The organism is Sphingomonas ginsenosidivorax (genome assembly GCF_007995065.1).
Classification (GTDB): domain Bacteria; phylum Pseudomonadota; class Alphaproteobacteria; order Sphingomonadales; family Sphingomonadaceae; genus Sphingomonas; species Sphingomonas ginsenosidivorax.
In genome coordinates this window covers 3,296,554-3,310,379 of the sequence record NZ_VOQR01000001.1, presented here as the reverse complement: position 1 = coordinate 3,310,379, position 13,826 = coordinate 3,296,554, and the positions used below count along the sequence as shown (strand labels likewise).

The 13,826-nt window shown below is 71.0% G+C and carries 10 protein-coding genes and 1 tRNA gene; 7 read left to right on the top strand and 4 right to left on the bottom strand.

Going from position 1 to position 13,826, the window contains the following annotated elements:
- The first annotated feature begins 2 nt into the window (after positions 1-2).
- The 3 genes from FSB78_RS15035 to FSB78_RS15025 are packed head-to-tail and all read left to right on the top strand — an operon-like array spanning position 3 to position 7,268.
- On the top strand, positions 3-2,858 hold the full coding sequence (locus FSB78_RS15035) for a TonB-dependent siderophore receptor (RefSeq protein ID WP_147083390.1): 2,856 nt from the start codon (positions 3-5) through the stop codon (positions 2,856-2,858).
- Between the two features lie 58 nt (positions 2,859-2,916).
- Entirely contained in the window at positions 2,917-5,004 is a 2,088-nt protein-coding gene (locus FSB78_RS15030) for a hypothetical protein (RefSeq protein WP_147083389.1), read from the top strand.
- Entirely contained in the window at positions 5,001-7,268 is a 2,268-nt protein-coding gene (locus tag FSB78_RS15025; RefSeq protein ID WP_242008335.1) for a glycoside hydrolase family 3 N-terminal domain-containing protein, read from the top strand. Before FSB78_RS15030 ends, FSB78_RS15025 begins: the two co-directional genes overlap by 4 nt.
- Before the next feature lie 228 nt (positions 7,269-7,496).
- On the opposite strand, the gene FSB78_RS15020 is transcribed toward FSB78_RS15025, so the two are convergent.
- Positions 7,497-7,571 (bottom strand) — tRNA-Thr (locus FSB78_RS15020).
- Positions 7,572-7,675: 104 nt separating this feature from the next.
- Here FSB78_RS15020 and FSB78_RS19675 point away from each other — a divergent pair.
- On the top strand, positions 7,676-7,810 hold the full coding sequence (locus FSB78_RS19675) for a hypothetical protein (RefSeq protein ID WP_277872721.1): 135 nt from the start codon (positions 7,676-7,678) through the stop codon (positions 7,808-7,810).
- On the opposite strand, the gene FSB78_RS15015 is transcribed toward FSB78_RS19675, so the two are convergent.
- The gene (locus tag FSB78_RS15015) at positions 7,807-9,600 is read right to left on the bottom strand and encodes an aminopeptidase P family protein (RefSeq protein WP_147083388.1); all 1,794 of its coding nucleotides are present in this window, start codon (positions 9,598-9,600) and stop codon (positions 7,807-7,809) included. The genes FSB78_RS19675 and FSB78_RS15015 overlap by 4 nt on opposite strands.
- Before the next feature lie 98 nt (positions 9,601-9,698).
- Between FSB78_RS15015 and FSB78_RS15010 the strand changes: the two genes are divergently transcribed.
- Positions 9,699-9,971 (top strand): DUF1488 family protein, encoded by a 273-nt coding sequence (locus FSB78_RS15010; protein ID WP_147083387.1) that lies wholly within the window; start codon positions 9,699-9,701, stop codon positions 9,969-9,971.
- Between the two features lie 149 nt (positions 9,972-10,120).
- On the top strand, positions 10,121-10,861 hold the full coding sequence (locus FSB78_RS15005; protein WP_147083386.1) for a class I SAM-dependent methyltransferase: 741 nt from the start codon (positions 10,121-10,123) through the stop codon (positions 10,859-10,861).
- Positions 10,862-11,119: 258 nt separating this feature from the next.
- Here FSB78_RS15005 and FSB78_RS15000 read toward each other — a convergent pair whose 3' ends face one another.
- Together FSB78_RS15000 and FSB78_RS14995 are read right to left on the bottom strand one after the other, a co-directional pair.
- Positions 11,120-11,602, bottom strand: coding sequence for a hypothetical protein (locus tag FSB78_RS15000; protein WP_147083385.1), 483 nt, complete (start codon positions 11,600-11,602; stop codon positions 11,120-11,122).
- Positions 11,599-12,468 (bottom strand): 3-hydroxybutyryl-CoA dehydrogenase, encoded by an 870-nt coding sequence (locus FSB78_RS14995; RefSeq protein ID WP_242008333.1) that lies wholly within the window; start codon positions 12,466-12,468, stop codon positions 11,599-11,601. The genes FSB78_RS15000 and FSB78_RS14995 overlap by 4 nt, the downstream gene beginning before the upstream one ends.
- 76 nt (positions 12,469-12,544) lie before the next feature.
- Between FSB78_RS14995 and FSB78_RS14990 the strand changes: the two genes are divergently transcribed.
- The gene (locus FSB78_RS14990; protein ID WP_147083383.1) at positions 12,545-13,678 is read left to right on the top strand and encodes a DUF1176 domain-containing protein; all 1,134 of its coding nucleotides are present in this window, start codon (positions 12,545-12,547) and stop codon (positions 13,676-13,678) included.
- Positions 13,679-13,826 lie beyond the last annotated feature (148 nt).

Here is a 13,826-nt window from a genome sequence, read left to right as displayed (position 1 = left end):
TCATGCGTTCGCAACTCTACACGGGCCTGGTGCTGGCCAGCGTCGTCGCCGCCGCACCGCCAGCCGCCGCCTATGCCCAGACCCGCAGCTTCGATGTCGCGGCGCAGTCGGCCTCGACCGGCATCGTCGCGTTCGCCCGCCAGGCCGGCATCCAGATCCTCGCCCCCGAAGCCGCCACGCGCGGCCGCCGGATCGTCGCGATCAAGGGCAACCTGCCCGTCGCCGACGGCCTGCGCCGGATCGCCAGCGCGTCGGGCTTGAGGCTGGTGTCGTTCGACGGCCGCACCGCGGTTCTCGCGACCGCCGCCTCCGCCGCCTCCGCCGCTGCGCCGCAGGTGTCGCAGGCCGATCCCGCGACCCCGGTCGGCGTCCAGCCCGAGACGCAGCAGGCGAATAACGAGCTCGACGAGATCGTCGTCACCGGCACGCGCGCGCGCGGCCAGACCGTCCTCACCTCGTCGTCCGCGGTCACCGTCGCGACGCGCGAGGACCTCGACCGCAAGGCACCGCGCTCGACCGCGCAGGCGCTCGAGCTGATCCCCGGCGTGTTCGTCGAAGGATCGGGCGGCGAAGTCTCGAACAACTTCTCGGTCCGCGGCCTCGCCGGCGGCGGCCAGCAGTTCGTGCAGCTGCAGGAGGACGGGCTGCCCGTCTTCTACATCAACGCGCTGAGCGACACGATCCTGAAGCAGGAAGCGTCGATCGACCGCCTGGAGGCGGTGCGGTCGGGCTCGTCGGGCGTGCTGACGGTCAACGGCGCCGGTGCGACGGTCAACTTCATCACGCGCAAGCCCGATTTCGACAAGTCTGGCGGCACGTTCCAGCTGACCACGTCGAGCTTCGGCACCGCGCGCGTCGATGCGTTCATGACCAAGCCGATCGCCGAGAACACCGCGATCTCGGTCGGCGGGTTCTACCGCAAGGACGACGGCATCCGCGATCCGGGCTATGACGCGAACCACGGATTCATCTTCCGCGGTGCGATCGCGCAGCGCTGGACCGGCGGCAAGCTCACGTTGTCGGCCAAGGTCGTCGACGACAGCAACATCTTCTATGTCGGCATTCCGCTGACGGGCGTCGGCGATCCGAAGTCGATCCCCGGCCTGTCGGCGACGCACGGCCTGCTGCAGAGCCGCGATTTCGCGCTCGTCCGCACGCGCACCTCGCCGACCACCGGGCGCTCGTTCCAGCCGATCGACCTGGAAGACGGCGTGCATACCAAGGCGCAGTCCTATGGCTACGACCTGACGCAGGACATCGGACGCGACTTCAATTTCTTCGCGCGCGGCCGCTACACGAACTTCGGCACCGACTTCAATTCGATCTTCTCGTACGACAATTCGGGGCTGGGGCTGGCGTCGGACCGGCTCGCGAACAACCCGACCAGCGCACAGACGCTCGCGCGGTTCGCGCCGCAGGGCGGCAACAGGCTCGGCATCCGCTATGTCGATACGGGGCAGGTCATCACCGGCACCGCGGCGCTGAATGCGATCAACGGCAACGGCCTGCTCGCCGAGAGCGTGATCGGCCGCAACCGCGCGTCGGTGCGCGAGTTCAACAGCGACACCGGGATCACGTGGCAGACGCCGACCAACTCGCTGACGCTGGGCGGGCTGTTCACGCGCTCCAGCCGCTACAACGACGCGATCGGCACCGCGACGTTCCTGACCGACGTGCAGGACCGCGCGCGCCGCGTCGACGTGGTCGCGCTCAACGCCGCCAACAACGTCGTCGGCTCGCTGACCGAGAACGGCTTCCTGACCTATGGTACGTTCGGCGAGGGGCCCAGCCGCGCCAAGTTCAGCTCGATCTCGGCCTATGCCACCGACCAGCTGACGCTGTGGGACAAGCTGCGCATCGACGGCGGTGCGCGCTTCGAGCATTTCGTGTTCAACCGGCTGGCGGGCGATACGCTCAACCGCGCGCCGATCGCCGGGTCGGGGACGTTCGATGCGGCGGGCAACCTGCTGGTCGACAACGACAACATCATCGCCAACAACTATATCAACAACAGCTTCGCCGGCACCTACACGGCGCAGCGGCGCGAGTTCAACAAGGTCGCGTGGACGCTGGGCGCGAACTATCTGATCACCCCGCGGCTCGCGGTCTATGGCCGCTATGCGACCGGGTTCCAGGCGCAGGAACAGAACGAGCCAACCAACCTGCGCTTCGCGGAAGGCGGCGTGCGCTATTCGAGCGGCTTCCTGCAGGCGTCGGTCACCGGCTTCTATACCAAGTTCCTCGATTACCCGCAGTCGCGCGACATCACCTCGACCGTCGGCGGGGTCGCGATCACGCAACAGCTGACCGCCAATTCGGGGATCAAGGTCTATGGCGGCGAGTTCGACGTCACGCTGCGCCCGACCAGCTGGTTCCGGCTGCAGGCGAGCGGCGTGATCCAGGATTCGAGCATCAGCATCGGGGATCTGACCGCACGGCGCAACGGCGTGGTGGTCGACATCAACACGATCGATCCGGCGTTGCGCGCGACCGTCCAGGGCTTCGGCGGCAACCGGCCGGAACGCACGCCCGCGCTCAACGTCAACGTCACGCCCGCGATCGTGCTGCCGAACGACATGGGCGAGATCTATGGCAGCTGGAAGCGGATCGGGAAGATCTATGCCGACGTATCCAACTCGCTCGAGCTGCCGGCCTATTCGGTGTTTTCGGCAGGCGTGCTGTTCCGGCTCGACGACGCGGTGTCGTTCTCGGCCAGCGTCGAGAATATCGGCAACACGATCGGCCTGACCGAGGGCAACCCGCGCGGCGGCTTCGTCGAGAATACCGGGCAGAACACCTATTTCGCGCGTCCGATCAACGGTCGCAACGCGGTCGCGAGCGTCCGCTTCGACTTCTGACGCCTCCCCCCTTGGGCGCGGTTCACCCCATCCGCGCCCCTTTTTCTTCGGAGATCGCATGATCCGCTTCACCTCCGCGCTGGCGCTCGTCGCGGCGCTTGCCGGCGGTGTCGCCGGATCCGCCCAGCGTATGCCCGCCCCGGCGTCCAGCGACGCGCGGGATGGTGCGCCGCTCGCCTTCCGGATCGACGAGGGCCGCAACATCAACGCGTTCGTGCGCGATGGCCGGACCGCGGCGCACCTGCTGCTGCGATCGGGCGACGTCCCGCGCATCCTGTCGGCATTCCCCGCCGGCAACAGCGCGGTCGGGCTGTGGTTCGACAAGATCGCCCGCCCCGCGACCTGGACGCTCGACACGCCGCCGGCGCCGATGCCGATGACGGACGCGAAGGGGCGGCCGATCCACGCGGTACAGGCGGTCGCGAGCATCGACGCGCCGGTGCTGCGCTTCCGCCAGGCGGTGCTGTCGTCGATCCGCGTGCTGCGCGACTATGAGGCGCTGGGCAAGGCACCCGCGGAGGTCCTGGTCCAAGGACGCTACGATCCCGACCTGCGCGGCGGCGCCGGCATGGTCTGGAAGCGCGACCGGCTCGACGGTGCGCCCGGCTATGTCCTGTCGATCCGCGGGCTCGATGGTACCGTCGTCGACAAGGACGGCATCCGCGCCGGAAAAGGCGGGCGCATCCGGATCGCGATCGTCGCGGGCAGTGGCGAGACGCCGCTCACCCCGCTCGGCGGCGACGCGCTGCTGACGCGCGCCGCGCGCGCCGACCCGCGCGCGCGCAACGCGCTGTCCTACCTGTCCTACAAGGAGAAGTTCCTGGCGGGATCGTGGCGGTTCGATACCTATTTCGGGCGCGACACGCTGATGTCGCTGCGGTTGCTGATGCCGGTGCTGCAGCCGGCCGCGGTCGAGGATGGCATCGGCGCGGTGCTGGCGCGTCTCGCGCCCAATGGCGAGGTCGCGCACGAGGAGGATATCGGCGAGTTCGCGATCCTGCGCAACGCCAGCGAAGGCCGCGGCCGGATCGCGACCCCGGTCTACGACTATGCGATGGTCGACGACGACTTCATGCTGGCGCCCGTCGCGCGCGCCTGGCTGCTGGATGCGCCACGCGGGCGGGCGCGCGCCGCCGCGTTCCTCGCCGCCCCGGCGGGGCAGGGGATGCGGCAGGGCGACCTGATCGCGCGCAACTTCGCCTGGGTGGTCGCGCGGACCGCGGGGTTCGCGGCACGGCCCGACTATCGCGGGCTGGTCGCGATCAAGGCCGGGCGACTGACCGGCCAGTGGCGCGACAGCGAGGAAGGGCTCGGGCGCGGGCGTTATGCCTACGACGTCAACGCGGTGTGGGTGCCGGCCGCGCTCGCGGCGATCGAGCGGTTCGCCGCGAGCGGGCTGCTCGACCGCTATGGCACGCCCGAGGAGCGCGCGGTGATGACCAGGGCCGCGACGCAGGCGCAGGCCTGGCAGCGCGCGGCGCCGCCCCTGTTCGCGATGACCGTGCCGAACGCGCGGGCGAGCACGGACATCGCCGCCTATGCGCGCAAGGTCGGCGTGCCGTCGGCGCCTGCGCTCGCCGCGCTCGGCACCGCGCCGCTCGCGTTCAACGCGCTGTCGCTCGACGATGCGGGAAGGCCCGTTCCTGTCGTGCATTCGGACGACGGGTTCGCGCTGCTGTTCGGCAGCCCCTCGCCGGCCGATCTCGACCGGTCGGTCGACGCGATGATGCGGCCGTTCCCGGCGGGGCTGATGACCGATATCGGCCTGCTCGTCGCCAACCCCGCCTTCGCGCCCGCCGCAGTGCAGGGGCGGTTCGGCGCGACCGCCTATCACGGCACGGTGGTATGGTCGTGGCAGCAGGCGATCCTGGCGGCGGGGCTCGACCGCCAGCTGGCGCGGCGCGATCTGCCGGCGGCGACGCGCGAGCGGCTGGCGTCGGCGCGGACCCGGCTGTGGCGCGCGATCGATGCAGCGGGCGCGGTGCGCACCTCCGAACTCTGGTCCTGGGCCTATGCGAACGGCCGCTACATCGTGGCGCCGTTCGGCGCGTCGAGCGCGGACGTCGACGAATCCAACGCCGCGCAATTGTGGAGCACGGTGTTCCTCGCGCTGCGTCCGCCGCTGGCGGTGCGCACGCCGCAGTGACGATCGACCGGCGCGCGCTGCTGTCGCGGGCAGGGCTGCTGGCGGCCGCCGTCGCGGTGCCGATGCCGGCTGGTGCTGCGGCGCGGCGGATCGACGCGCTGGTCGGCGCGATGACGATCGAGGAGAAGGCGGGCCAGCTCAGCTGCTTCAACGACGATGTCCGCCCGGTCGGCGCGGTGTTCAACCCCGTCGTCAACGCCAGCAGCGCGGACGCCCTGCTCGCGCAGGTCCGGGCGGGGCGCGTCGGGATGCTGTTCAACGGCTATGGCGTCGCCGGCGCGCGGCGGCTGCAGTCGGCCGCGCTGCAGAGCCGGCTCAAGATCCCGCTGGTGCTGGCCGCCGACGTGATCCACGGGTGCCGCACGATCTTCCCCATCCCGCTCGCCGAAGCCGCGGCGTTCGATCCCGACCTGTCGGAACGCGCCGCACGTGCGGTCGCGCGCGAGGCGACCGCGGGCGGGCTCCACTGGACCTTCGCACCGGTGGTCGACGTCGCGCGCGACCAGCGCTGGGGGCGCGTGGCGGAAGGAGCGGGCGAGGACGTGTATCTCAACCGCCTGCTCGCGGTCGCGCGCGTGCGCGGCTTCCAGGGCCCCGACCTGCGCCGTGCGGATGCGATGCTCGCCACGCCCAAGCATTTCGCGGGCTATTCGGCGGTGCGCGGCGGGATGGAATATGCCGCGGTCGACATGAGCGAGGCGGAGCTGCGCGAGACCTATCTGCCGCCGTTCGCCGATGCGTTCGCGGCGGGGGCGGGCGCGACGATCGCCTCGTTCACCGATTTCAGCGGCGTGCCCGTCACCGCGAACCGCCATCTGCTGACCGACATGCTGCGCGGCGAGCTCGGCTTCACCGGCGTCTGCGTGTCCGACTATGACGCCGACCGCGAACTGATCGCGCACGGCATCGCCGCGGACGAGGCCGACGCGGCGCGGCTGGCGATCCTCGCCGGGATCGACGTGTCGATGCAGAGCGGGCTCTACACCGCGCACCTCCCCGGGCTGGTCGCGCGCGGGGCGGTGCCGATCGCGGCGGTCGACCAGGCGGTGCGCCGGGTGCTCGCGCTGAAGGAGTCGCTCGGGCTGTTCGACGATCCGTACCGGTCGATGGACGCGCGGGTCGAACGCCGCGAGACGCGCAGTCCGGCGATCCGTCGGCTCGCGCGCGACGTGGCGACCCGGTCGATCGTGCTGCTGAAGAACACCCGCGACATCCTGCCGCTGCCGCGCGCCGGCACCCGGATCGCGCTGATCGGGCCGTACGCGACCGATCGCGCGAACCTCTACGGCCCGTGGTCCTTCGCCGGCGAGCAGGGTGCCGGCGTCGACCTCGCGACGGGCCTGCGCGCACGGCTCGCCGACCCGTCGTCGCTGGTGGTCGAGGCGGGGTCCGGCATCCACGACGCGGTGCCGGACGGGATCGCCCGCGCCGTCGCGGCCGCGCGCGGGGCGGACGTGGTGCTGCTCGCGGTCGGCGAGGCCGGCGACATGTCGGGCGAGGGCAACAGCCGCGTCGCGATCGACGTCCCGGCCGCGCAGCGCGCGCTGGCGGAGGCGGTCGCGGCGACCGGGACGCCGGTCGTCGTGCTGTTGCGGCATGGCCGGGCGCTGGTACTGGACGGCGCGATCCGCGACGCCGCCGCGATCCTCGCGACCTGGTTCCTGGGCGAGGCGACCGGCGATGCGGTCGCGGATATCGTCTTCGGGATCGCGGGGCCGTCGGGTCACCTGCCCGTCAGCTTCCCGCTGGCGAGCGGCCAGCAGCCCTGGTCCTATGACCACCGCTCGACCGGCCGGCCCGCGAGCGACGCCGCCCCGCTGGAAGGCGGCCGCGCGCGGTGGCGCGACGCCCCCGACCGCGCGCTCTATCCCTTCGGGCACGGGCTGACCTACGGACGCCTCGCGCTGGAGGGCGTCATGGTCGGCCCGACGATGGCGTGGGACGGCGAGCTCTTGGTCGAAGGGGTCGTGCGCAACACGGGCGCGCGCGACGCGGTGGCGCTGGTCCAGCTCTACATCCACGACCGCGTCGCCAGCCGCACCCGGCCGGTGCAGCAGTTGAAGCGCTTCGTGCGTGTCGCCGTGCCCGCGGGGGCGTCCCGGCGGTTCGCGATGTCGCTGCGGCGGGCGGATCTGGCGTTCGTCACGCAGGACGGCTCGGTCCGCGCCGAGCCGGGCGACTTCGACCTGCAACTCGCACTGAACGGGCCGGGCAGCGGGCTGGGCGCGTCGTTCGCCCTGGTCGAGGACCGGTCCGCAGGCTGAACGGCGCCTATCCACGTCCGCAGCGTCACGCCCCAATGCGTGGCAGGCGCAGGATCACGACCGCGGCGCCTCGCATAACGGCTTCCGCAGCGTACGGCCGGCGCAGGTACGCGTGCGATCTGATGAGATGACGACGGGAAGTCGGCTGCTACGATGCTGGACGAGGGCGGCGATCCGTGCCGGATCCACCGCCGCTCGTGTCCGATCCCCCGAACCGCAAGGGGAGAATGGTGCTGCCGGTGAGGATTGAACTCACGACCTCAGCCTTACCAAGGATGCGCTCTACCACTGAGCTACGGCAGCACACGACCGGCGTTGCGGCCGGTCGGAGTGGGGCTAAGAGACGAGGGCGCGCCGGTTGTCAAGCGATGTCGACGATTGGGTCGATGACTGGTAGGCCGATCGCCATGACCGATGCCGAGAAAAAGGCTGCCCTGAAGGCCGAGCGCATGGCCGCCGCGCTGCGCGCCAACCTGCGCAAGCGCAAGGCGCAGGCGCGTGGCGACGGCCCGGTCGTGCCGCCGCCCGAGTCCACGGACTAGCCGATCGGCGCGCATTTCGCCTGCAGCCAGGCAGCGTCGTCGCCCTCCATCTCCGGGCCGAGCACGTCGAGCACCTGCGCGTGATAGGCGTTGAGCCAGGCGAGTTCGGGCGCGGTCAGCAGCGTCGGCTCGATCAGGCTGCGCTCGATCGGGCAGAAGGTCAGCGTCTCGAACCCCAGCATCGCGCGATCGGCGCCTGCAATGTCGCGCGGTTCGATCAGCACGAGGTTCTCGATGCGAATGCCGTATTCGCCCGCCTTGTAATAGCCCGGCTCGTTCGACAGCATCATCCCCGCACGCAGCGGCTCCATCGCCGCGCCGCCGGGGTAGTTGGGCGCCGCGATCCGCTGCGGCCCTTCGTGCACCGACAGATAGGCGCCGACGCCGTGGCCGGTGCCGTGCGCGAAATCGAGCCCGGCCTCCCATAGCGGGCGCCTGGCGAAGGCATCGATCTGCCCGCCCATCGTGCCGTCGGGGAACACCGCGGTCGCGATGGCGATATGGCCTTTCAGCACGCGGGTGAAGCGGTCGCGCATTTCGGGGGTCGGGTCGCCGATCGGCATCACGCGCGTCACGTCGGTGGTGCCGTCGGCGTACTGGCCGCCCGAATCGATCAGGAAGAGCTGGCCGACCTCGATGGCCGCGTCCGACTCCTCGGTGCAGTGGTAATGCGGGCTGGCGCCGTGCGCGCCGGTCGCCGAGATGGTGTCGAACGACGTGTCCTTGAGCAGCCCGGTCGCCTCGCGGAATTCGAGCAGTTTCGCGGCCGCCGACAATTCGGTCTGCCCGCCCTTCGTGCACTCGGTCTCGACCCAGCGCAGGAAGCGCGCGAGCGCGGCGCCGTCGCGGACCGAGGCGGCGCGGTGGCCCGCGACCTCGACCGGGTTCTTGATCGCCTTGGCGAGCACCACGGGGTCGCGCAGCGCCAGCACCTTCGCGCCGCCCGCCTCGAGGCCTTGCGTGATCGCGGCGACCGCGCGCTCGGGGTCGGCGGCGATGCGCTTGCCCGCATAGCCGGCGAGCGCGCCTGCGAACGCCTGGCGATCCTGCACGCGCACCGCGTTGCCGAGATGCTGGCGGACCGCGTCGTCGAGCTTCTCGGGCGCGACGAACAGGTCGGTCGTGCCGTCGGCGTCGACGATCGCATAGGCGAGCGCGACCGGCGTGTGCGCGACGTCGCCGCCCCGCACGTTCAAGGCCCAGGCGATCGAATCGAGCGCGGAGAGAACGACGGCGTCGGCGCGCTGCTCGACCAGCCAGTCGGCGATCCGCGCGCGCTTTTCGGACGACGACGCGCCCGCGAGCGCATCGTCCTGCACCGCCATCATCGCGTCCGACGGGGCAGGGCGGTCGTGCCAGATCGCGTCGACCGGGTTGCTCTCGACTGCGACCAAAGTCGCGCCGCGCTCGGCCAGCGCCGCGCTGGCTTCGGCCACCCAGGCGGCGGTGTGCAGCCACGGGTCATAGCCGATCCGCCCGCCCTCGGGCGCATGCGTGCCGAGCCAGGCGGCGACGCTGGTCTGCGGCACGGGTTCGTAGGCCCAGTGTGCGCCGTCGACCTGTTCGCGGACCTGCAGCGTGTAGCGGCCGTCGGTGAAGATCGCGGCGCGGTCGGCGAGCACCGCCGCACTGCCCGCCGATCCCTGGAACCCGGTCAGCCAGCCGAGCCGCTGCGCATAGCCGCCGACATATTCGCTCATATGTTCGTCGGTGAGCGGCACGACGAATCCGTCGAGGCGCTGGCGGGAAAGCTGGTCGCGAAGGGCGGCGAGGCGGTCTGCATAGGTCATCGCCGGGTTCTGCCAGATCGGCGGCGCGGGGGCCAGATTTCCCGAACGGGAACCTCGCGCGCGCCCCCGCGCTTGACCCAGGCAACAAGGAACATGCCATGGCCGAAGACCGCATCACCATCGATCCCCGGACGCTCGACAATGATGGCGACCTGCGACAGGTCGCGTTCGAGGGCGAGCTGAGCGGCACGCGCTACCAGTTCGCGGTGCAGTATGACGTACTCGAGGCGCTGAGCGCGCAGGTGCCAGGTGCGGACGCGGTGGCGCTGTTCCGGCAGCATAGCGACGCGATCGCAACGCTCGGCACCACCGCGCTCGCGCGCGACCCGGACCAGGAGATGGTCGTGATCAGCGAGAACGACCTAAATTAGGCGCGAGTTCGATCCGCCGACATCCTGACGTCCTTTCCGTCATCCTGACGACAGGGACAAGACGCCGAAATACCTCGACGGCGCCGCCCCGTCGCGCGATCATCGCTCACGGCCCGGCGTCGTGCGCGGGGCCGTTCAGGAGACGGACGATGAAGGCATTATCGAGTCTGATCGCGGTGGCGCTGGTCGCGACGGGCGGCATGGCGAGCGCGCAGACCGCATCGCCGGCAGTCACGAAGGCACTCGCTGCCCCCGCGCGCGCCGATGCGCAGGGCGACGACGCGAAGCGCAAGGCGGCCGAGGTACTCGCCTTCTCGGGCGTGAAGCCCGGCGACACGGTCGTCGATTTCCTGCCCGGCGCCAAATATTACTGGACGCGGATCTTCAGCGGCATCGTCGGGCCCAAGGGCCATGTCGACGCGATGTGGCCCGCCGCGATGAGCGAGCGCGCGATCAAGACGATGCCCGCATTCAACGCGATCATGACGAAGAACATGCGTTTTGTCGCAACATCCACCAACCTGCCGGCGTCGACCCGGCCGGTCGACCTGTTCTGGACCGTGCAGAACTATCACGACCTCGCCAACAAGGGTGCCGGCGAGCCCGCGCTGCGCGCGTTCGACGCCGCGGTGTTCAGGATGCTCAAAAAGGGCGGCACCTATGTCGTGATCGACCATGCCGATGCGGCGGGTACCGGGCTTGCCGGCACCGAGACGCGGCACCGGATCGACCCGGCCATGGTGCGCAGCCAGGTCGAGGCCGCCGGCTTCCGCTTCGTCGGGCAGACGCGCGTGCTGTCCAACCCGTCGGACGACCATAGCAAGCCGGTGTTCGACCCGGCGATCCGGGGCAAGACCGACCAGTTCGTGTACAAGTTCCGGAAGCCCTAGGGTCGGCGGCGGAGCTGGGGGGCGGGCGATCGGAGCCGCCCCGCCCTCGTCACCCTGAACTTGGTTCAGGGTCCACCGCGCCGCCGGCGATGGAAGTGGTTGGCGCACGGTGGATGCTGAAACAAGTTCAGCATGACGGGGGGGGGGCGCCACCCGGCCACCCGCCCCCCCCCTCGTTCGTGCTGAGCGAAGTCGAAGCACGGGACCCAAGCACGGACCCTTCGACTGCGCTCAGGGCGAACGGGCGGGGGGCAACCCCTAGTCCGCGTCGCGATACTCCAGTGCGGCCTCGACCTCGGCCTCGGACACCCCGAACGCCGCCGCGATCCCCGCGACCGAGACGCCACGCCCTGCGAACGCGCGGATCCGTTCGGGTTCGACGACCGTCGTGTAGGACGACGTATCGCGCTCCTCGTGCCGCCCGGTGCCGGGCTCCTGCTTGCCGGTACGCCGGCGTCGCCCGGTGGTCAGCTTGACCCCGGTATCGATCCCCAGCTGCGACGCGCGCAGGCCGAGCACCGCGGTCTCGGCCTGTGCGCGCTCGGCCCGCGCCCGTTCGCGCTCCTCGGTCTGCGCCTGGCGTTGCGCCGCGCGTTCCTCGGCGCGGGCGAGCGCGGCCTCGGAGCGCGCCTGCGCGCTCTCGGCACGCGCCGCCTCGCGCGCCCGCGCGCGCTCGGTACGGCCGGCGGCGGGGGGCAGGGTGCCGCCCAGCAGCGACGGCCAGCCTCGCTGGTCCGTCACCGCGTCGGCACGGGCTCGGCGCCCGAATAATCGTAGAAGCCGCGCTTGGTCTTTCGCCCGAACCAGCCCGCCTCGACATATTTTACCAGCACCGGCGCCGGCCGGAATTTGGGATCGCCGGTCCCCTCGAACAGCACGCGCGTGATCTCGAGGCACGTGTCGAGCCCGATGAAATCAGCGAGCGTCAGCGGCCCCATCGGATGGTTGAGCCCCAGCTGGCAGGCGAGATCGATATCGCGCACGCTCGCCACGCCCTCGCCCAGCGCGAAGCACGCCTCGTTGATCATCGGCATCAGCACGCGGTTGACGATGAAGCCCGGCGCGTCGTTGGCGTGCACCACCTGCTTGCCGAGGCGCTCCGCATAGGCCTCGACCGCGGCGACGGTCGCGTCCGAGGTGGCGAGCCCGCGGATCAGCTCGATCGGGCGCATCACCGGCACGGGGTTGAAGAAATGCACACCCATGAACCGCGCCGGGTCGTGCGCGGCTTGGGCGAGCCGCGTGATCGGGATCGACGAGGTGTTCGACGCCAGGATCGCGTCGGGGCCGAGCACCTTGGCCACCTCGGCGAAGATCGCGCGCTTTACGCCCTCGCGCTCGGTCGCCGCCTCGACGACGATCGCGCAGTCGCCCATCGCGGCGACGCTGTCGACCGGCTCGATGTTCGCGAGCGTCGCCGTCCGCGCGTCCTCGACGATCTTCTCCTTCTCGACGAGCCGCGCCAGCGCCTTGGCGATCCCCGCCTTGCCCGCCTCGGCGCGCTCGCGCGACACGTCGGCGAGCAGCACGCGGTAGCCGGCCTGTGCCGAGACCTGCGCGATCCCCGCGCCCATCTGTCCTGCCCCGATCACGCCTATGGTCTGCATCTTGATCCTCTCGATTCTTCGCTGCGGCTCCGATAGCGGGTTTGGCGCGGCTGTGCAGTCCGCTAAACGGGGTGCCATGACCCGTTTCGCCCTGCCGCTGCTGCTCTCCGTCGTGTCCATCGCGGGCGCCGCCTGTTCGCCGCCCAGCGCCGACATCGCGCCCGACCCCACGCCCGCCGCCGCGCCCAACGCCGTGGCCGCCGATAACGCGACCGCGCCGGAGCCCGCGGCACCGTCGCCGCCTCCCGCCGCGGTCGCCGACAGCAAGGCGGTGCCCAAGCAGGGCGCGCTCGAGACGTTCGGCGACTGGGCGGTCGGCTGCGACAACGGGCTGCGCTGCACGCTGGCGTCGCTGCTGCCCGAAGCGGGCGAGGCGGACAACGTCACGCTCAACATCGTCCGCGAAGGCGATGCCGAGACCAAGGTCTATATCGATTCGCGCGACGAGGCGATCCGGCCGGCGAGCCTGTGGGTCGACGGCAAGAAGATCGCGACCAAGCTGACGCCCGAATCGGCGCTGGCGATCGCGGAGGCGCTCCCCGCCGGCCGCCGCCTCGAACTGCGCAACCGCAAGGACAAGGCGGTCGCGACGATCTCGCTCAAGGGCGCGGCGGCGGCGATGCGCTATGCCGATGCGGAGCAGGGCCGCGCCGGCACGCCGACCGCCTTGGTCGCCAAGGGCACGTCCACCAAGGTCGTCGAGGCGCCCGTGCTGCCGACCATCGTCGCCCCGGCGATCACGGGCGAGGCGGCGACGCCGACCGCGGCGCAGCTCGCCGCGATGCGCAAGCAGGCCGAGTGCGACCTGGTCGACGACCAGACCGGCGTGCTCTCGCCCGAGGCGCATGCGGTCGGCGGCGGCAAGACGCTGGTGATCCTGCCCTGCTCCACCGGCGCGTACAATCTGATCGGCGCGCTGTTCGTGATCGACGGCAAGGCGGTGACCCCCGCCGAGGTCGATTCGCCCTCGGGCTTCGACGAGACCGGCGCGGACTCGCAGACCCCGGTGCGCAGCGTCGTCAACGGGGCGTTCAGGGACGGGCTGCTCACCAGCTACGCCAAGGGCCGCGGGATCGGCGATTGCGGTGTCCAGCAGAGCTATGTCTGGGACGGCACGACACTGCGCCTGTCGGAGCAGAGCGCGATGAGCGAATGCCGGGGGAACCCGAACTACATCAGCACCTGGCGCGCGACGGTGGTGCGGCGGTAGTCCTCCGTCATACCGGGCTCGTCCCGGTATCCAGGGCCGCAGACGCTATCGTTTGAAACCCTGGATCCCGGGACAAGCCCGGGATGACGGAACGCGTGCCACCGCCGTCGTCCCAAGTCCGTCATGCCAGCGCAGGCCGGCATCTTCC

What these genes read in the sequence shown, in the direction of transcription:
- FSB78_RS15035 (WP_147083390.1), top strand. Translation starts at nt 3, where the DNA reads ATGCGTTCGCAACTCTACACGGGCCTGGTGCTGGCCAGCGTCGTCGCC.
- FSB78_RS14995 (WP_242008333.1), bottom strand. Translation starts at nt 12,468, where the DNA reads ATGCAGACCATAGGCGTGATCGGGGCAGGACAGATGGGCGCGGGGATC.
- FSB78_RS15005 (WP_147083386.1), top strand. Translation starts at nt 10,121, where the DNA reads ATGAAGGCATTATCGAGTCTGATCGCGGTGGCGCTGGTCGCGACGGGC.
- FSB78_RS14990 (WP_147083383.1), top strand. Translation starts at nt 12,545, where the DNA reads ATGACCCGTTTCGCCCTGCCGCTGCTGCTCTCCGTCGTGTCCATCGCG.
- FSB78_RS15030 (WP_147083389.1), top strand. Translation starts at nt 2,917, where the DNA reads ATGATCCGCTTCACCTCCGCGCTGGCGCTCGTCGCGGCGCTTGCCGGC.
- FSB78_RS19675 (WP_277872721.1), top strand. Translation starts at nt 7,676, where the DNA reads ATGACCGATGCCGAGAAAAAGGCTGCCCTGAAGGCCGAGCGCATGGCC.
- FSB78_RS15015 (WP_147083388.1), bottom strand. Translation starts at nt 9,600, where the DNA reads ATGACCTATGCAGACCGCCTCGCCGCCCTTCGCGACCAGCTTTCCCGC.
- FSB78_RS15010 (WP_147083387.1), top strand. Translation starts at nt 9,699, where the DNA reads ATGGCCGAAGACCGCATCACCATCGATCCCCGGACGCTCGACAATGAT.